We start from the raw sequence: 18,562 nt of genomic DNA, 5'->3' as shown, positions 1-18,562 counted from the left end.
CTTTTAAAAAGGTATCTTTTACTATTTTGCTTTATTCAGCCGCAGAATACTCTTTCTGGCGGAAATCCTTGTCGATCCGGCTGATTCCGACTGTGAGCAGGACCACTATCCATGCCGCAACAATCCATACCCAGCTCAAACCATTTTCCTGTACAAAAATAATGCCGATTACAGCGAGAATCATGCTAACAAATAAAAAGGCCATTTTTCCAAATGACACTGGGACGTAGTATACCTGCTGGCTTCTTCTGAAAATAAAGATAACCGCTGTCATATAGGCAATCAAATAAGAAGCCACCGCTCCCCAAATTGCAAAAGGCGGAATGAGAACCAAATTCAATACAGTGTTCACCACTGCTACGATTCCAAATGTCACGGATATAACAGTCGTTTTCTTTGTGAAAAACAAGCCAACAGAAATAATCATATAGTAGAAATTCAGGAATGTTGCAGCTGACACAAGAGCCACATATTGATAGGCATGGTGATACTTAGCCCCGAGTATGCCGATAATGAAAGGCATGACCGTCGCAATCGCCATGATACCAAAAATCCCTAATAATAATAGCGCTAAATAGATTTTGGAAAATAACAGCGGACTGTCCTTTTTATCCTTAAGTGTCATTGAATACGGGCGCCAAGCCATTTGAACCCCGCTCGTTAACAGAGTGATTATCGTAGCAAGTCTCGTTGCCGCTGTATAAATCCCTACCTCGTGCTTTGAATGGAAAGCATCCAGAAAGAAAACGCTGGAATTGGCAATCACCCAAAAGGCGAGTGATGCTGGCACTAAAGGTGCCGCGTACTTTAGGATTTCCTTCATCATAGCCATGTCAATTTTCGGCTTTAAATACTTCATGCTACTTAGGAAAAGGAGCACAAAGATAATCGCAAAGCCGACAAACCGGCCGAGCAGGATACCTTCTGCTGTCTTAATAAAGTATTTCAAAAATACATAGGAAAAGACCGCCATCAACAGCATCTTAGCTACTGTATAAATAACAACCTTTTTCGATTTAAAATCAAAACGCATGACCATCAGAACAACAACCGTAACGGTATCAACGAATAGTGTTGCGATGCTAATCCAGAGCAGGCTGACATTACGAGGATCATCAAGAAGGACTTTTGAAATCCATGGACCTGCGACCAAAACCATAAGCGCAAGTATAGCGACAACAAACAGCCTGAAATACATCACATTCCTTACATACGCGAGCCGCTTTTCTTCATCCTTTGTATCAAAATAATAAAAGGACAACGCTGAATCCGTTCCGAAAATAATCAGGAAAGTAAGCATCGATGTCCAGTTATCAATGATGCCAAGGACACCATATTTCTCAGGAGAAAGAAAATGAGTATAAATCGGCAGCATGATAAATGCGATTAATTTTGTTCCAACATTCATAAAAGCGTAAAGGAGCGAATCCGCTCCTAAACGCTTTAATTGTGCCAGCACCTTATAACAGCTCCCGTTCGTCAACCATACGGACGAACTTCGCAGGAACACCTTTAATAAGTGTCTTAGGCTCTGTATCCTTCGTTACAAGAGCTCCTGCTGCCACAAATGTTTCCTCTTCAATCACGATACCAGGCAGGATGATAGAGGCGCCGCCAACGCGTGCACCCTTCTTCACTGTCGCACCCTTGATTTTATCAAAACGTTCTTCCGTTCTGCCCATGAAATTATCATTTGTCGTTGTTACACATGGAGCGATGAAAACACGCTCTTCAAGTGTTGTGTACGCAGTAATGTAAGAATTGGACTGTATTTTTGTACGGTCGCCAATTTTCACATAGTTTTCAACCGTAACACCACGTCCGACAATAACAAAGTTTCCGATTTCAACATTCTCACGGACGCTTGCAAGGTCAGCAATCAGCGTGCTGGAACCAATCTTTGCTCCCCTGTAGACAACACAGTTCGCACCGATTGTGACTTCCTCGCCAATTTCAAGAGCAGGAATGTCATCCGACAGCTTTACTGTGCTTGTTTTTGCAGGCTTTGGAGATTTCCCCAGAACAGCTCCGTCCGCAATCGTTGTATTAGCGCCAATCACAGTACCTTCATGTATCGTAACACGGTTGCCAATGATAACATTGGCACCGATTTTTACATCCTTTTCAATAACTGAAAAATAACCGACTTTTACACTTGAATCTAAAGTAACGGAAGCATCGATATGATTCATGAGTAACTCTCCCTTAACAGCGATTATAGTTTTAAGTATTTATTTGGCTTTGGTACATCTTTAAATGCATTACGAGTATCAAAAATGACCTTGCTTTCGCGTGCGATCATTTCATAGTCAAAATCAGTATGGTCAGTTGTCAGCATAACTAAATCTGATTGGTGAAGCAGATCCTGTGTTAGTTCAACTGTCTCTACTTTTGTGTTGCAAGATCTGAAATGCTTAACGTAAGGATCTACAACTTTATAGTCAGCGCCGTGCTGTTCTAATTGCTCAATAATCTTAAGCACCGGAGATTCACGAACATCGTCGATATCTTTTTTGTACGCCACACCAAGGATTGTAACCTTTGCACCACGTAGCGCTTTGCCATCTTCGTTTAGAAGCTGCATCGCACGAGTGATTACATACTCAGGCATAGTGTTGTTGATTTCGCCGGCAAGCTCGATCAATCTTGTGTGGTAGTTGTACTCACGAGCCTTCCAAGTCAGGTAGAATGGGTCGATTGGAATACAGTGGCCGCCAAGACCTGGTCCTGGATAAAACGCCATGAAGCCGTATGGCTTTGTTTTAGCAGCATCGATCACTTCCCACACATCGATGCCCATTTTTTCACAAAGGATTGCCATTTCGTTCGCTAATGCGATATTAATGTGGCGGAATGTGTTTTCAAAGATTTTTTCCATTTCAGCAATCGCCGGGCTGGATACTTCATGTACGTCGCCTTCAAGCACATTACGGTAAAGGGCAGAAGCAACTGTTGTACAGTTTTTTGTAATACCGCCGACAACCTTAGGCGTGTTTTTTGTTTTGAATTCCTTGTTACCTGGGTCAACACGCTCAGGAGAGTAGGCAATGAATACTGTTTCACCAGTTACAAGGCCTTGTTTCTCAAGGGCAGGTCTTACGATTTCTTCAGTAGTTCCAGGGTATGTTGTAGACTCAAGGACTACAAGCATTCCTTCGTGTGAATTTTTCGCAATTTCGTTTGCAGAGCTTTCAACATAAGAAGTATCTGGCTGCTGGTAAACGTCAAGTGGTGTTGGCACGCAAATCGCAACCGCGTCCACTTCCTTGATGAGTGCATAATCTGTTGTAGCCACAAGGCGGCCTTCCTTGATCATGTCTGCAAGATCCTGGTCCACTACATCACCGATATAATTAACGCCCATGTTTACTTGCTCAACGCGTGAAGCCTGTACGTCAAAACCGATAACCTTATAGCCAGCTTTTGCTTTTTCAACAGCAAGCGGAAGTCCTACATAACCTAGACCGACAACACCGATTACCGCTTCTTTATTTTCTATTTTTTGAAGTAAATTTTCATAAGAGCTCATTATTGTAATTCTCCTTTACTAGAAAAGCGCAAACGCCTTAACCATGGCGCTGTTGCTAGACAGTTCTAATTTTAAGTATTTAGTTATTAATTAAGTATAACTTTTTTTCCTGTTTCAGCAGATTCAAGAATCGCCAGAATCAATTTTACTGGTGCCAATCCATCTGCACCCGTTACAACTGGTTCACGGTCTTCCTTAATCGCTTCGACCATATCTTCAATAATCCACTGGTGGCCAGGCTTTCCAAACGGATCTGCTTTAATAGCCTGTTTTACCTGCTCAGCATCCTCTTCGCTTACACCTTCAAAATCCCACGTTTCAACAAAATTTGCTGTACGGCCGCTGATCTTTGCAGAGCCTGTTTCGCCAAAAATCGCAAGAGATTCTTCAAGGTTCTTCGGATAGACCGTTGTAGCCGCCTCGATCACACCAAGAGCGCCGTTTTCGAATTGAACTACTGCTGCAGCAACATCCTCAGTTTCAATTTTACGCAAACGAGTAGCTGCCATTGCCTGAACAAACACGACAGGTCCCATTAGCCAAAGCATTAAATCAAGGTCATGAATGGCCTGGTTCATTAATACGCCGCCATCAAATTCCTTCGTGCCGCGCCATTCTGCCTGATCATAATAAGCCTGATTACGATTCCAGCGAACAGTTGCATTCGCATGGCTGAGCGTTCCAAACGCACCCTCATCCATCTTTGCACGCATTTCACGGATTGCCGGGCGGAAACGGTTAGGGTGGACAACTGCAAGCTTCACACCGTTTTCGTTCGCATATTTAATCATATCCTCCGCGTCTTCAAGCTTTAAAGACATCGGCTTTTCAACAATGATGTGGCGCTTATGTTCTGCCACAATTTTTGTTAGTTTAGCATGTAAACCAGATGGAACACAAATGCTTACTGCCTGAATTTCCGGATTTTCCTGAAGCATGATTCCAAGGTCTGTGTATTTTTTCACATTAGAAGGAACCATTTCCAGGCGGTCCGGATTTGTATCACAGACTGCCAATAAATTAGCTCCCTCCGTCTTTTCAATTGCTTCCATATGTTTATTTGCAATATGTCCCATTCCTACAATAGCGAAATTAATCATGTTGTTTGTAGTACCTCCTGGCATCTCCTAAGTATTTTAGAAGGATTAATAGTGCAACGGTCAAAACAAGTCCAAGGATGATTCCGATTGCCACGCTTTGCGCTATATATGTCTTTTTAGCATGAACAGTCTTTGTTAGCTCCTTTGGCTTTTCAAAAAAAACTTGGTCACTTCGCATTCTATGGGCTGTTGCCTCAGCATCATAACGGTTTTTTTTAGTTTCAATAATCAGGTCGGAAAGCTTGGAGAATTCGACTGGTGGGGTAGTAGGATCATCCAGCTTCTTTTGATAATGTTTACTGGCATTTTCCAACGCCTTTACCCTGTCTTCCAATGAAGTCAAATAAACATTTGACGTAGCAATTTGATCATCAGCTTTTTTCTGAAGCAAATCGGTATATTCACTTGAAACCTCGTCCAGACTTTTTTGGACCTGTGCTTTGGATTTTCCTGTTATCGTGAATTTAACGACACCCTTTTCAGAAACAATAACATCCAGATTTTTGATATTTAGGAATTTCGCTTTGATATTCTCATCATTTGTTAAATCCTTTGAACTAATCGATCCAGTATATATACTTGCCTCACCTGTATAAGCTGGCTTGCCTTTACTCTTCATTACATAAACCGCTCCCGCAACCAAAACCGCCATAATCAGTGGTATGATTACAAAAAACCATTTCTTTTTCCAAAAATATAAGAGGTATTCATATAACACATATGGACGCTTTTCCTCCGTCAAAATTTACCCACCCATCCTTCATTTCGCATTTTTGCATCATTCGACGATTGCCGTGTGCATTAGACAAATTTTTTGAAAAAAACAAGCAAAGAAAACGCCCCCGTTCGATGGCGACGTTTTCTAGAATATTATTTTCCGTAAAACTCAGCTATCTTCGCCACAACATATTCTTGTTGTTCGGTTTTCAATTCAGGAAACATTGGGAGTGACAACGCTTCTTTAGCTGCCTTCTCCGTAATTGGAAGATCTCCTTCTTTATAGCCAAGGTTTTGGAAGACCGGCTGTACATGAAGTGGAAGTGGATAGTAAATCATTGTCGCTACTCCCTGTTCCTTTAAGTACTGCTGCAATTCATCCCTTTTCTCTACTCTGATTGTATATTGATGGAATACGTGATAATTTCCTTCTTTTTCAACCGGAGTTACAACTGAATCACCAAGTCTTTCATTCAATAAGTGTGTGTAATTTTCTGCCTTTTGGCGGCGAAGCTCACTCCACTCAACCAAATGAGGGAATTTCACATTCAATACAGCTGCTTGAAGCTCGTCCAAACGGCTGTTGTAGCCTAATACATGATGATAGTATTTTGGCTTGCTTCCGTGAACACGGATAACGCTGCATTTTTCTGCAACCTGATCATCGTTTGTAACGATCATGCCGCCATCGCCATATGCACCAAGGTTTTTCGTTGGGAAAAAGCTGTATGTTGCCGCAGAGCCCATTTCTCCGACAGATTTGCCGTTTTGCTTAGCGCCGATTGCTTGAGCAGCATCTTCAACGATAGCAAGATTATGTTTTTTCGCGATTTCAGCAAGCTTTTCCATATCAGCCATTTGGCCGTATAAGTGTACTGGAAGGATTGCCTTTGTTTTTTCAGTAATCGCTTCTTCTACTTTAGCAGGATCGATATTGAATGTTACCGGATCGATGTCGACATAAACAGGTGTTGCACCTGCACGTACGATTGCACCGCCAGTAGCAAAGAATGTAAATGCTGTTGTAATAACTTCATCCCCAGGTCCGATTTCAAGCGCCTGAAGAGCAATATGTATTGCGTCACTTCCGTTTCCGCAGCCAATTCCATGAGCAACATTGCTGAACTTTGCAACATCCTGCTCCAGCTTTTTAACATTGCTTCCAAGAATAAACTGGGAAGAGCTCATCACTTGATCTAATACTTCTAATACTTCAGACCTTAATCCTTGATATTGTTCACTAAGATCCAGCATAGGAACTTTCATTGGTATACCTCCAAAAATGTTTAAATTAACTTAGCTTAAAACATGATTAAGTTTAACATACTTCCTGTACTTACATGGTACATTTTGTGACAAAATTAGTATAAGTTTTCACAAGCAAAATTAGTAGTAAAAACCCTCAAAAATTTCGACTTTCCCATTTTTGCATAAATCCATTCAAAAGGGAAATAATAACCAAGGCAATTAGAACGCCGTAGCCTCATATCCAAAAAGAAAGCCAGCCGCTGTGAGCGGCTAAGCCTCTTTTATGACCTTTTTAGACCGTTCGTTTTAAAAAAACCGTTTGTATCATTTAAAATGCCCCAAACGGTTTTGAATTATTATTAACGCTTGCTGCCTAACGGCTTTTTATCAGACAATTTTTTCAGCAGTGTCAAAATCGGCTTGTACTGAACATGCACAATCCCAATCACTTCGGCGATTACTTCAATGATAAGCAGTAATCCAAAGATAATCAGAATAGTTCCCCAAAGTGTAGACTTTGAGACGATAACCGCACTTGCTGCGAACAGGATTCCAAAGGCATAAATCGCTAGTACCGTTGTCCGATGGGAAAGCCCGAGGTCAAGCAGCCTGTGATGCAGATGGAACTTATCTGGCGCAGAAATCGGTTTTCGATTAACAATCCTGCGGATAATCGCAAAGGTTGTATCAAATACCGGTACACCCATAATGATGATTGGAACTAAAAAGCTGAACAGTGTAACACTTTTATACAGTCCTAACAGCGATAGTATCGAGATTGAATATCCCAGGAACAGTGCTCCGGTATCACCCATGAATATTTTGGCAGGGTGAAAATTATAAAACAAGAAGCCAATGATGCTGCCAAGCAGGATAAGTGAAAGGGTAAAAATTAATACCTTTCCTGCAAGGAGTGCCATGATGGCAATCGTTGCAATTCCAATCGCAGAAACGCCGGCAGACAGGCGGTCCAGGCCATCAATTAAATTGATGGCATTCGTAATTGCCACAATCCAGAAAATCGTAATCGGGTAACTCCATAAGCCAAGGTCAAATCTTTCGACATAAGGAATCGTTACAAAATCAATTTTTAAGCCGCTGGCCAATATCAGTGAAGCAACAATCAGCTGGCCTGCAAACTTTGTTTTTGCCGAAAGCTCATATTTGTCATCAAGAATTCCGATAATTATTATTAAAATCGCTCCGACGCTAATCGTGTTGACTTTTTGATCGTATAATCCGCCAGCAAGATAACCGGCAATGACACCGAAGAAAATAGCCAATCCGCCAAGTCTCGGCATAATTTTTTGATGTACTTTCCTTTGATTCGGTTTATCAATCGCACCAAACCAAACGGCAAATTTAATTACAAGTGGCGTGAGGATCAAGACAGTTAACAAAGCTGCAAAAAAAGCTAAAATAGCTTGTATATACATTCACCATCACCTTTTTGATAGGTTAGTTTATTCTTTTCCCAATCATTCATATCGTAACACATATCTTTTTATTAGCAACGATTTTTTAATTGGAAGGAATAGAAATTTAACGAGAAGGAAACCATGTATAAAAAAGAGTTCCTGTATGTAGCCCTACTTACTTACCCCTCCCCTCTTGCTTCAAACCACATTATTTCACTCTACAATAGACGCCTTCCCCATGCAAAAAGTTACAATCTTCGACTGGAATATCATCCCATCTCCAAATTCAACCACTCCATTGCCGTATATGGTATAATTCCACTAGACAATTACCTATCGGAAACAGGAGCGAACTTAATGATGTTAACGAAAGTTAAAATGCTATTTAGCGATAGTTCTCGTGAAATCAAGCGCCTTTCAAAGCTTGTTCAGAAAATTAACGAATTTGAAAAAGAGTTCGTAAGTCTTAGCGATGAAGAACTGCGTAATAAGACACACTTATTTATAGAAGATTTACAAAACGGGAAAACACTGGATGATATTAAAACAGAAGCCTTTGCCGTTGTTCGTGAAGCTTCAAAACGCGTTTTAGGAATGCGCCATTTCGATGTCCAGCTGCTTGGAGGACTTGTCCTTCATGAAGGCAATATTGCCGAAATGCAAACCGGTGAAGGTAAAACACTCGTTGCAACCCTCCCCAGTTATCTGCATGCACTCGAAAATAAAGGCGTCCATGTCATCACCGCAAATGAATATCTTGCCCGACGCGATTATGAGAAAATGGGTAAAATCCATGAATTTCTTGGTCTAAAGGTCGGCCTTAATATATCCCAGATACCGCCAAGCGGAAAAAAGGAAGCATATGCTGCCCACATTACATATGGCACTGGCAATGAATTCGGTTTTGACTATTTAAGAGATAATATGGTCCATGATTTCAGCCAAAAGGTCCAGCGCCCTTTGAACTATGCAATTGTAGACGAAATAGACAGTATTTTAATAGATGAAGCCAGAACTCCTCTTATCATTGCAAATAAATCGAGCCATGGCGCGGAACTCTTTTATATATCTGCTGAAATTATGCGTGGCTTTAAAGCAGATGTCGACTATGAGCTTTTCTCTGAAACAAAGCAGGTCTATTTAAAGGATGAAGGCGCAAACAAAATCGAAAGAGCCTTTGGCATAGACAATCTATACGATGCTGAGCACCAGGATCTTCTTCACAATATTACCCAATCGCTGAAAGCCTTTGTGGTAATGAAGAATGATGTTGACTATATCGTGAAGGACAAAAAGATTGTGCTAATCGATAAGTTTACTGGGCGGATCATGGAAGGCCGCTCCTTCAGCGAAGGTCTCCATCAGGCGATAGAAGCTAAAGAAGGACTCCCAATCAGTGAAGAAAATGAAACACAGGCAAGCATCACGATCCAGAATTACTTCAGGATGTATAAGAAATTGGCAGGCATGACAGGAAGTGCTACTCCTTCCAAGGAAGAATTCCGTGATACGTATGACCTGAATGTCGTTTCCATTCCGCCAAATAAGACGGTGCAGCGGATAGATCAAGATGAATTATTTTATATAAATAAAGAAGCAAAAATAAACCGCATTCTTGAAGAAGTAGAAAGCATGCACAAAATGGGAAGGCCTGTATTAATAGGTACAACTTCAATCGAGCAATCTGAAACTCTTTCAGGCTATCTTAAAAAAAGAGGGATTAAGCACGAGATTTTAAATGCCAAAACAGAAGAAGATGAAGCGAATATCATTATTCGTGCCGGACAAAAGGGCAAGGTCATGCTGGCAACCAATATGGCTGGCCGCGGAACCGACATCACGCTAGGCGAGGGTGTCAAGGAACTGGGCGGACTTCATATTATCGGAACAGAAAGGCATGAAAGCTTCCGCATCGACATGCAATTAAGAGGGCGCGCAGGCCGCCAGGGAGATCCGGGCTCTACCATTTTCATTATTTCAAAAGAGGATGATCTTTTCATTCACTATGATAAAGATGAAATGGAAAAATACGAAAAGAAAATCAAGACAGATGAAACTGGTTTAATTACAAGTCCTGATCCAAGCAAATTCGTATTTAAGGTTCAAGAAACCGTTGAATATGCACACCATTCTTCAAGGTCGCATTTATTAAAGCTCGATAATGTCCTGGATAGCCAGAGCAAAGTAATCTACTCAATGCGCGATCGCCTGTTAAAAGCTGAAATGTCCGAAACCTTCCCGGAGCTGGCTGATTATATCAAAAACTATACCCTGAAGGTCATTGAAAAATATTGCATCGAAACGATTCCTACAGGTGAATGGAATACGAAAGGGCTTTTCGAGGAACTTGGCTTTGTATTTATCAATTTCACCCTTACTCCAGAAATTTTGGAGGATAAATCCCGCGAGGAAATTACGGAGCTCGTTTTAAGAGACTATGAAAAGCTTGAGAAACAAATTCTTTCCCTGCAAAACGATGAAGAACTCGGCAAACAGCTTAAAATGTTTATGCTGCAGGTTATTGATACAAACTGGATCCAGCATTTGGACTTGATGACACAAATCAAAGACGGCATCCATTTAAGAGGATACGGCCAGGAAGATCCATACCGCACATTCGAAAAAGAAGCAGTGGGCGAATTTGATCAACTGCTATTCGAGATTCAATCTGGTGTCAGCGTCCGCTTCATCGAATATATTAAAAGCCAATACCAGTTTGAACCGGATACTTTTTAGGGGGAAAAAGATTCATGGCTTTATTTAAAAAGAAAATAAAAAATGAAAATAGTATAGAAGAAAACGGTTTAAAGGCTGCAAAGGATTCGGATTCTGCTGCAGATGAATCCGGTCTTGTCAGAACCACGTTAATTTTCCCTCCTGATTGGGAGTTAACCAGCCAGGAAAAATATGTATATATGTACTACCACCAGCAGCTTCCCTTGCTTGAACAAAATCAAGTCTCAATAAAAGGGGTCAAGCTTTTACCTTATAATGAAGGTTTTGTCGTGGTGGCCCTTTAAGAAATACCATTTCCCAGCCGATTCGTTTTGATAGTATCGATCTTGTTCTCTTAGACGAAAATGAAAATACTGTCGCAAAGAAACAATTTGAATTGGACAGCCTTGGGGAAATCCCTCCCCTTTCCTGCACGCCATGGCGCTTCCTTTTTTCAAATGAGGATAAACTCGCCGAAACACTGCCAGAGGAAGGCTGGAGCATTGCATTCGAGCTTAAAGCTCCTGCTGAAAGAAAGCATGAACTCGACCTCGACGACAGCTGGGAAAGTCAGCTTACCCCAGTTCAAGTAGAACAATTAGAAAAACTTGCTGGCCGGCCTGCCGAAGCTGGCTGCCGATGAAATCAAAATGGTTGGTCTGGAAACAAAGTTCAGCCCTGAAGAAGGATTGGCAGCTACAATCCTCATTCGGAATGGCAGCAGTCGGGAGCTTCAATTCGAACAATTTCCTTTGGCCGTTGAAGATGCGGCAGGCGACGTTATCTGCCAAAGCACCTTCAAACTGGAAAACTTCACGGTGAAACCATATGCGACCAAGCCATGGACATTTGTTTTTCCAAAAGAACTTATCCTTAAAAGCAGCCCGGACCTTTCTTCTTGGAAAGTGTATCCGAAACAGTAAAAGAACAAAAGGCGCAAGCGCTCTGGTTAGCCCCGATAGGCATAAGACGAATCACGCAGGAAATCCTGATTTCTGGAGTGATTTGGCTTATGACCCCGAGGGGCTGGGCGCTGGAGCTAGATTAATACAACTTGTAGAAGTTATTCACATCATTTAATTTTATAATTTCCTAGACGATAAGAAAGGCGCCGTCCCCGTGGAGATGGCGCCTTTTTTGTTTGTTGAGTTGTTGATGCGATGTTACTTTCTCCTGAATGCGCGCCGCTCCGCGTACTCCTTGCACAAATGGCAAACAAAGATTTTCTTTGGTGACAGGTACACGGTCACCTCCCTGGTTTTCTTGCCGCAAAAATAGCATTTCTTTTTAAAAATCAACTTCAATCCCTCCGGCGTAGCTTTAAATTGTGTGTCGGTTAATGTATTTAGTTCATTATATGCCCATAAGGAACCCTGTCGTGCATAATTTCCGAAGGTCGTTGATTGCTTTTTGAAAGTCATGCATATCCTCCTCGAACTCGTGCATATATCCTTCAAAGTCGTGCATATCCTTTTCAGAGCCCTATGTAAATTCTTAAAAACTCTCTATTTAGGTCAAAAAAGGCATTAAAGCCTATAAAATTAATATTTTTAATAAAAAATTGTTGAAGTGCCCTCAAAAATTGCAAATAAGTCTTCAAAACTATCTATTTTCAATAAAAAGGGCTGCCCTCAGTTGGTCTGAGAGGCAGTCCTTTTCAATTTCAACCAAATAGAAGCAACGTAGCCTTGTTCGCCTTATGCAAGCTTGACTCTATACCAGAAAAACAAATTCATCATAATAGATCCGCTGATGATAGTGGACCTATCATTTTTCTAACATAAAAATCTCCTATTATATTGTAACAGGAGATTTTAATTACATGCTATTAATTTACAGTTTTTACTATTGCGCTGGCAGAAAATCCACATAACTTTGAATATTGGTAATGTATAATTTGGATCCAAGGTTAAGCTGTCCGCCAAATAAATCATCCATATCATAGACCCGATATTTTTCGCCTGGCTCCAATACGCGGACTGCCTTCAATTTATTGTTCTCGTCGCGCTGCCAAAGGTTGATTTTCTTTTTTATGTATACTGTTCCCAGCTGGCCTTTTTAACAGGAAGGAGTGTGTTTGCTGCCTTAACCTGTGCAGGCTGGATGAATCTTTTTGCACCTAGGAATCTAGATTTATAGTAACTTAAGTTTAAGCTGGCAATTTCGACACCATGTGGTGAAGCATGGATGAATTTATTGTCACCCAAGTAGATGCCTGCATGTGAAGGACCTGATTTATAGGTTGTGAAAAATACAAGATCTCCAGGAACCATTTCGTTTGTGCTGATTTTCTCGCCTTGCTGGAATTGTTCAGCACTTGTGCGAGGAAGCTGAACGCCATATTCTTTGAATACATACGATAAGAAGCCAGAGCAGTCGAATCCCTGTGGAGTGGTTCCGCCCCAAACATAAGGAACGCCAATAAAGTTTTTTGCATATTCTGTCAATTCGGTTTGTTCGGCGGCCTTTACATTCGTTTGACCTTGTGTCAATAAAGGAACTGCAACCAATAAGAAGGCAACAAGCTTTAGCAGTTTTTTCATATGTATCCTCCCAATGTTCTGCATGTATTGTTAGAAATATGTCTATTAGTGGAAAATCATAGCAAAATTTATCGTTATCTAAATTTTATAATAGATTTGGGCAAAGGTCTATTTCACTAACATTACAAAGAGTCCATTTATGTTACAAAATGATTACAAATCGACAAAAAGTGGTTTATTTCTTCAGCAAACGGGTATTCATTCACTTATGTGTGCAGATTAACAGAAATTCATCGCCTATTGGCGAAGCACCACTTTTACGTTCAGAAGGTATGAAAATAAGGCTGTGTTCTAAAAGAATGTTGTTTTGCAAATAGGTTATTAAAAGCAATTCGTTGAAGAAGAAGTTGATTGGAGCGGAAGGTGCGAGATCCTCGAAAATGCTCTCGCATTTCCTTCGTGCGGTGTTGATTCTAGGGAGCTGATTCAACGTCCTGCGGGAGCAGCGGGACAGGTGAGACCCCACAGGCGCTGTGCGCCGAGGAGGCTCACCGCCCGCCCCGCGGAAAGCGAGCATCCTGGAGTGGAAATCAACTACTCCTTATATAGCAACAAAGTATACGAAAACAGCCAAAAATAAAAAAGGAAGAACCCTAAGGTTCCTCCCTGTTAGCTGAAATCAGGCCAGTTTGCCTGCATTTCATCGCCTTCAATTTTATCTAATGTACGATATTTAAAAGGAATTAAATCCTCTTCTGATTTATCAATATATTCTTTTGCCATTTCAAATGGAATCAGGTCAAATTGTTCTTTATTATCAGAAATGAAATAGGCGCCAATAATTTGGCCTTTATTCTTTATATCCAATTGCAAGAAAGCAGGAAAATACGATTTGTCATTGGATTCAAGAACAGCCTTGGCGATGGCCGTACCGTTGTCTTCAAACTCTATTGAATCATTGCTGATTTTTTCTAAAGCTTTAACTGCCCATCCCTGTTTCTTATATCCTCCAATGATTTTAGGAGGGTTTTCCTTTAATTGTGTTTCAAGGTCGATCTTTTTGTCCATTTGTTCCATTGGTAAAAATACTCCCTCCAGCTTTCCTGAATTGTGGAAATCGACATTCCAAGACATCTATCCAAGCTGTCAAATACGCTTTCTTCTGATAATAATCAAAGTTGGTCAAAAAGTAAACAATATCATTTTATAAATTAACATAATAAAATTTTTACTGCAAATAATGAATTCGTTTACACTTTACTTTAAGCTTAAACCACATTTCAGCGCTTCACAATGATAAATTATTGGTAATGCTTCTTATATTTGATAATAATGTTACCCGTTTACTAGTAAAACAAACCCCTGCAAATGGTGCAGGGGTTTTAACTGTTTAATAGATTGCCGTAATTTGATCGACAAAGATTTGTCCTTTGTTTTTATTCAAATCACTAGTTTCCATATAACGGACTGGCATTACCATTTTATAAGGAGCCTTGAAACCTGCTGGGATAGCTGCTTCAACATACTTCCACCCTAACCAGTTTAGATTCTTCGTGAAATCGAGTTGGATTTCCTTGCCCACTGCGTCTGTAAGCTGTGAACGCAGCCAATGGCCTTTTCCATCTCCATAGACCCACATGCCTATTTTCACTGGGGCACCCGGAATTGCAATCGGTTTGGCAGGAGTTGCGTAAACACCGGATGTTCCTGTTGTACCGCTAAAATCGTATGCAACCTTTAATGAACGGGAGCCGTCTTTAATATAATTCTTTTCAGTGGATACAAGAATTGAGGTATAGCGCGCCCCACTCGCTTTGTAGCTGCTCAATGTATTTTCAAAATTCTCGACCACAATGCTGCCCGGATTTCCGACGATCACTTGAAGCTGGGCTGAAACCGCTCCATAAGAAACCGTGATAATGCCCGAACCATCAGTGTTCCCCGCTTTAAACACACCATTTTCAATCGTTCCGATCGGTGCGGAAAGCGTGTATTTGAAAACAGAAGGGTCCTCAACTACTTTTTTGCCTGCAAGATAACCGGCAACAGATAGTGGAAGGGAACCATTTTTATCAACAATGGCAGTAGCTGCGCCAAGATCAATGCGATCAAGCTGATTCGTGATTTCGACTGGTACACTTGCTTTCACAGTGCCGGAAGCAGCTGTAATTGTACCCTTACCAAGTGTGCTTCCTGCCGTGAAGGAACCGTCACTATTGAACGTACCCACAGTCGAAGTCCAGGCAAGCTGATTATTAACTGTAATCGGGTTATTATTTTTATCAAGGCCTTTAACGTTAATGTCGAGATTCTTATAATTAGCTCCTGCAAATAATTTCAAATCATTTGCACTTAGTATTAATGCGTTAAGAGGTCCTGCTTTCCAGGTGCCAACAATCATAAGTGAATTGGCAACCCGTCGCTCCGAACCATCGGAAGGAGAATTGATGACCGTGGCATCAGAGTCACCCGGCTGTCTTGCGATCATGGTCGACGAGCCGCCGCCATCGAATGTCATCGACTCGACTGCGCCAAGGTCCTTCATTAATTTTGCTAAATCTGTCAGTGATACACCGCCGCTTTCATTCTGGCGGCCATCAATGACCATAACGAAAACCGACCCATCCTTCTTGATCCCTATCGCTGTGCGCGGGTGGGTTCCCCCGATATTGAAGCTTTGGGCTTGTCCATTTTTAACAAGATAATAACGCCCGCCGATTGCCTGTTCAACCTGGCTCCAGGCTGGATTGTCGTATGACACGTTAAGATCAACCTGGTCACCAGCAGCAAGTGTCTTCAAATATTCGTTTGCTTTTCCATGACCGGAAAGGATGAATTCGCCTGGTGCTGTAGGCGTGCTGCCCTTGCCGACGAAAACTTCTTTTACCGTTGCTTTTACTGTATTATTGCCGTTAAGCTGACCCTGAATATTATTCAGGACCACTTCTGTGCCAAGATCATTTGTCATTGTAGTGCTTGCGAAATACGGCGTGTAAAGCACTAAATGATCTGCAAAACGTCGCTTATTGACGGAATTGATAACGTAAGGCTTCTGGCCATTTACCGTCATTGCCAATGAAATTTCAGGATTTCCAATCATTGCTTTTCCATCTGGTGTAACGCCAAAGATCGTCCTCTCGCTTGCAGGAGTCGTATTGGTCGTGACCACTTCTCCATCATGGACCGTTAAATCGGTTGGGGCACCTGTATTGCTGTCAAAATAATCCCCGTTAACGCCGCCGATCACGTAATGTTCTTCCGCTTGGTGCCTTTCAGCCATACTGCTGACCGTTTCAAAACCAATCATTTGGTCTTTTGCTAATGTGGTTTCAAATTTGATTTCGGAAGCTTTCTGATCAACGCCCAAAACATAGATTTGCTGATGGTCGCCGCTATTACTTTCAACCGAAAGATGGGATTGAGTAACCCCAGGAGCAATCACCGTTGATTTTTCATTCGTTACTGCTCCAAGAGATAATTTCGTTCCATACGCCTCTGGATTCACAAGCTTGAGCTTGACTAAGGATGGCGTCCTGTAATCGATAAAACCTTGCATCTTGGTTACAAAATAAGGCCCGCCAAGTCCATACTGACCGCCAAATTCAGAGCTGTATTGATAAACACGGTATTTTTCACCTGGCTTTAAAACACGTTCAAAGACAAGCTTATTATTTTCTTTTTTCCATAAATTAATGGGTTTAATGATATCAACTCTGCCTACCTGCCCCTTTAAAAGCTGCATTCCATCCCACATTACCACCGGGGCTGCAGCTGCTTTTGCTTCTTTTCCCGAAAACGAAGGGGCCATGGCTGCCAGCAGCAAAATAAAGCAAATAAGTACTTTTTTATTCATATTTCTCTCCCTTATACCCTTATTTCTAAAACTACTAATCTATTATACGACAAATTCACCTAACATTTCCTCCTTTTCTACAATATTGGAAATTTGATTCCAATTGACTATGAAAATAGGCATGAAATAGAAAGTGATAGAGGAACTAATAGAGGAAAAAACGGCATAGAAAAACCCGGAAAGTGGTGAACTCCCGGGTATTAAACACTATTGCAGCTGGCTGTAAAATCGATAGGTGAGCGGAGCCTTTTTCTGGAGCTCCCGTTTGGATTGTGCTGTGTAATAATACATCGCAAAGGTTTCCGCAAAATATTCCTCAGGATAATTCGTATAATACACCTTATCGCCAAAGACCTTTTTTGCTTCAAGCTTCCATAATTCCTTAAAGGCATCTGAAGCAGAAAGCTGATTATAGACAATCAGATCAATCGAATGGGATATTTCATGGAGTTCTAGATTAATCGCTCCATGCCCATGACCATAATCACTATAACCAATGCGGATACCGACAACATGCGATCCGCCGATTCCCGGCACGTCATTCCATGTTTTCCCTGTCTGCTCCCATCCACGCGGCACTTGATTCTTTAAATAAGAGAATTCCGGTAGGCTCGTAATCGGCTTGTCTGTCAATAACACTTGAACATTGTCATTCTTCAACTTTCCTAAAATAGAAATCGGAAAGTGGGCGATTCTGCCTTTAATTTTTAAAACGTCAGGATTTTTTTCAAAAGCAGTTGGAACCTTCACAATCTGATTGACAAGGATATCACTTTCCACCGGCTTCCTTACCTCTTCAAGCTTTGTCAGCAGCTTTCGAGAAGGGGTCTCGTAGAGGATTTTGCCTTTTTCCTTCTTTATCGCGTATGTACCCCCGACACCATACAGCTCCCCTGCCTGCCGGAAGCCGTAAACCCGGAATTTTTCACCGGGCTTCAGGCTGCGCACTAGAACAAGTTCTGATCCTTCTCTCTCCCATAAGCTCGTTTTCTGCAATACCGTGATCCGGCCGATTTGTCCTTCAGCAAGCTTCGATCCGTCCCAGAGGACTTCCGCAAAGCCCATTCGCGGAAAAATAGCCAGACAAACTACTAATATCCCAAGGCTAACCCACTTTTTCATTCGCATCCTGTTTTCCCGCCTTCTTAAAAAGGAGTATAGAAATTCTGCGTATAATAAGGAAACTGCGTTACGCTTTGAAAATAAACGCCAACCCCAACCTGGGTATAATGCGGATTCAGGATATTTTCCCGGTGCCCCAGTGAATTCATCAGAGCTTCATGTGCAAAAATACTGCTCGAGTAGCCAGTGGCAATGTTTTCACCGGCAATTTCATAGCTGATTCCTTCCGCCTTCATCCGGTCAAACGGGCTCTGGCCTCTTAAATTGGTATGATCGAAAAAATTATTTACCGCCATATCCTGGCTATGCTTGCGTGCGGATGCTTTTGCTTTTTCACTCCACTGAAGAGCATGAAGGCCATTTTGCACACGGCCGCA

At 41.6% G+C, this 18,562-nt stretch carries 18 protein-coding genes; 4 read left to right on the top strand and 14 right to left on the bottom strand.

All coding sequences use genetic code 11. From position 1 onward, the window contains the following. Positions 1-31 precede the first annotated feature (31 nt). The 7 genes from RCG23_RS14575 to RCG23_RS14545 form a co-directional block, all read right to left on the bottom strand. Positions 32-1,459 carry a lipopolysaccharide biosynthesis protein gene (locus RCG23_RS14575; protein WP_308176306.1) on the bottom strand — a complete coding sequence of 476 codons (1,428 nt, stop codon included), beginning with the start codon at positions 1,457-1,459 and terminating at the stop codon, positions 32-34. A 1-nt stretch (position 1,460) separates the two neighbouring features. Beyond that, positions 1,461-2,192 carry an acyltransferase gene (locus RCG23_RS14570; RefSeq protein WP_308176305.1) on the bottom strand — a complete coding sequence of 244 codons (732 nt, stop codon included), beginning with the start codon at positions 2,190-2,192 and terminating at the stop codon, positions 1,461-1,463. 23 nt (positions 2,193-2,215) lie between these two features. Further along, complete coding sequence (locus RCG23_RS14565; RefSeq protein ID WP_308176304.1) at positions 2,216-3,529, bottom strand: nucleotide sugar dehydrogenase; 1,314 nt, start codon at positions 3,527-3,529, stop codon at positions 2,216-2,218. An 86-nt stretch (positions 3,530-3,615) separates the two neighbouring features. Continuing rightward, entirely contained in the window at positions 3,616-4,629 is a 1,014-nt protein-coding gene (locus RCG23_RS14560) for a Gfo/Idh/MocA family protein (protein WP_308176303.1), read from the bottom strand. Continuing rightward, positions 4,622-5,371 (bottom strand): GumC domain-containing protein, encoded by a 750-nt coding sequence (locus tag RCG23_RS14555; RefSeq protein ID WP_308176302.1) that lies wholly within the window; start codon positions 5,369-5,371, stop codon positions 4,622-4,624. Before RCG23_RS14555 ends, RCG23_RS14560 begins: the two co-directional genes overlap by 8 nt. Positions 5,372-5,499: 128 nt before the next feature. Beyond that, positions 5,500-6,612: a DegT/DnrJ/EryC1/StrS family aminotransferase gene (locus tag RCG23_RS14550; protein WP_308176301.1), complete on the bottom strand. Its 1,113-nt coding sequence runs from the start codon at positions 6,610-6,612 to the stop codon at positions 5,500-5,502. Positions 6,613-6,953: 341 nt separating this feature from the next. Continuing rightward, on the bottom strand, positions 6,954-8,030 hold the full coding sequence (locus tag RCG23_RS14545) for a glycosyltransferase family 4 protein (RefSeq protein WP_308176300.1): 1,077 nt from the start codon (positions 8,028-8,030) through the stop codon (positions 6,954-6,956). A 342-nt stretch (positions 8,031-8,372) separates the two neighbouring features. Here RCG23_RS14545 and secA2 point away from each other — a divergent pair, with 342 nt between their 5' ends. The 4 genes from secA2 to RCG23_RS14525 are packed head-to-tail and all read left to right on the top strand — an operon-like array spanning position 8,373 to position 11,650. Next, positions 8,373-10,748, top strand: a complete 2,376-nt coding sequence (gene secA2 / locus RCG23_RS14540) for an accessory Sec system translocase SecA2 (protein ID WP_308180067.1) — start codon at positions 8,373-8,375, stop codon at positions 10,746-10,748. Between the two features lie 14 nt (positions 10,749-10,762). Continuing rightward, entirely contained in the window at positions 10,763-11,032 is a 270-nt protein-coding gene (locus tag RCG23_RS14535) for an SLAP domain-containing protein (RefSeq protein ID WP_308176299.1), read from the top strand. An 8-nt stretch (positions 11,033-11,040) separates the two neighbouring features. Then, positions 11,041-11,370: an SLAP domain-containing protein gene (locus RCG23_RS14530; protein WP_308180066.1), complete on the top strand. Its 330-nt coding sequence runs from the start codon at positions 11,041-11,043 to the stop codon at positions 11,368-11,370. After that, positions 11,336-11,650, top strand: coding sequence for an SLAP domain-containing protein (locus RCG23_RS14525; protein ID WP_308176298.1), 315 nt, complete (start codon positions 11,336-11,338; stop codon positions 11,648-11,650). The genes RCG23_RS14530 and RCG23_RS14525 overlap by 35 nt, the downstream gene beginning before the upstream one ends. A gap of 240 nt (positions 11,651-11,890) precedes the next feature. Here RCG23_RS14525 and RCG23_RS14520 read toward each other — a convergent pair whose 3' ends face one another. From RCG23_RS14520 to RCG23_RS14490, 7 genes are all read right to left on the bottom strand, one after another. Then, on the bottom strand, positions 11,891-12,148 hold the full coding sequence (locus tag RCG23_RS14520; protein ID WP_308176297.1) for a hypothetical protein: 258 nt from the start codon (positions 12,146-12,148) through the stop codon (positions 11,891-11,893). Between the two features lie 424 nt (positions 12,149-12,572). Continuing rightward, complete coding sequence (locus tag RCG23_RS14515) at positions 12,573-12,716, bottom strand: hypothetical protein (RefSeq protein ID WP_308176296.1); 144 nt, start codon at positions 12,714-12,716, stop codon at positions 12,573-12,575. Positions 12,717-12,757: 41 nt separating this feature from the next. Then, positions 12,758-13,270, bottom strand: a complete 513-nt coding sequence (locus tag RCG23_RS14510) for a C40 family peptidase (RefSeq protein ID WP_308176295.1) — start codon at positions 13,268-13,270, stop codon at positions 12,758-12,760. 609 nt (positions 13,271-13,879) lie between these two features. Further along, entirely contained in the window at positions 13,880-14,278 is a 399-nt protein-coding gene (locus RCG23_RS14505; protein WP_374049855.1) for a hypothetical protein, read from the bottom strand. A gap of 322 nt (positions 14,279-14,600) precedes the next feature. Then, entirely contained in the window at positions 14,601-17,063 is a 2,463-nt protein-coding gene (locus tag RCG23_RS14500) for a phosphodiester glycosidase family protein (protein ID WP_308176293.1), read from the bottom strand. 207 nt (positions 17,064-17,270) lie between these two features. Then, positions 17,271-18,185, bottom strand: a complete 915-nt coding sequence (locus tag RCG23_RS14495; RefSeq protein ID WP_308176292.1) for an anthrax toxin lethal factor-related metalloendopeptidase — start codon at positions 18,183-18,185, stop codon at positions 17,271-17,273. Positions 18,186-18,208: 23 nt separating this feature from the next. Then, positions 18,209-18,553 carry a CAP domain-containing protein gene (locus tag RCG23_RS14490; protein ID WP_308176291.1) on the bottom strand — a complete coding sequence of 115 codons (345 nt, stop codon included), beginning with the start codon at positions 18,551-18,553 and terminating at the stop codon, positions 18,209-18,211. Between the last annotated feature and the right edge of the window lie 9 nt (positions 18,554-18,562).

The sequence above is a fragment of the Neobacillus sp. PS3-34 genome (assembly GCF_030915465.1).
Classification (GTDB): domain Bacteria; phylum Bacillota; class Bacilli; order Bacillales; family Cytobacillaceae; genus Neobacillus_A.
Note: the sequence above shows the minus strand (reverse complement) of the source record. Positions and strands in the feature narration are given on the sequence as shown.

What these genes read in the sequence shown, in the direction of transcription:
- RCG23_RS14560 (WP_308176303.1), bottom strand. Translation starts at nt 4,629, where the DNA reads ATGATTAATTTCGCTATTGTAGGAATGGGACATATTGCAAATAAACAT.
- RCG23_RS14510 (WP_308176295.1), bottom strand. Translation starts at nt 13,270, where the DNA reads ATGAAAAAACTGCTAAAGCTTGTTGCCTTCTTATTGGTTGCAGTTCCT.
- RCG23_RS14495 (WP_308176292.1), bottom strand. Translation starts at nt 18,185, where the DNA reads ATGAAAAAGTGGGTTAGCCTTGGGATATTAGTAGTTTGTCTGGCTATT.
- RCG23_RS14505 (WP_374049855.1), bottom strand. Translation starts at nt 14,278, where the DNA reads ATGGACAAAAAGATCGACCTTGAAACACAATTAAAGGAAAACCCTCCT.
- RCG23_RS14550 (WP_308176301.1), bottom strand. Translation starts at nt 6,612, where the DNA reads ATGAAAGTTCCTATGCTGGATCTTAGTGAACAATATCAAGGATTAAGG.
- RCG23_RS14545 (WP_308176300.1), bottom strand. Translation starts at nt 8,030, where the DNA reads ATGTATATACAAGCTATTTTAGCTTTTTTTGCAGCTTTGTTAACTGTC.
- RCG23_RS14500 (WP_308176293.1), bottom strand. Translation starts at nt 17,063, where the DNA reads ATGAATAAAAAAGTACTTATTTGCTTTATTTTGCTGCTGGCAGCCATG.
- RCG23_RS14520 (WP_308176297.1), bottom strand. Translation starts at nt 12,148, where the DNA reads ATGACTTTCAAAAAGCAATCAACGACCTTCGGAAATTATGCACGACAG.
- RCG23_RS14535 (WP_308176299.1), top strand. Translation starts at nt 10,763, where the DNA reads ATGGCTTTATTTAAAAAGAAAATAAAAAATGAAAATAGTATAGAAGAA.
- secA2 (WP_308180067.1), top strand. Translation starts at nt 8,373, where the DNA reads ATGTTAACGAAAGTTAAAATGCTATTTAGCGATAGTTCTCGTGAAATC.
- RCG23_RS14565 (WP_308176304.1), bottom strand. Translation starts at nt 3,529, where the DNA reads ATGAGCTCTTATGAAAATTTACTTCAAAAAATAGAAAATAAAGAAGCG.
- RCG23_RS14570 (WP_308176305.1), bottom strand. Translation starts at nt 2,192, where the DNA reads ATGAATCATATCGATGCTTCCGTTACTTTAGATTCAAGTGTAAAAGTC.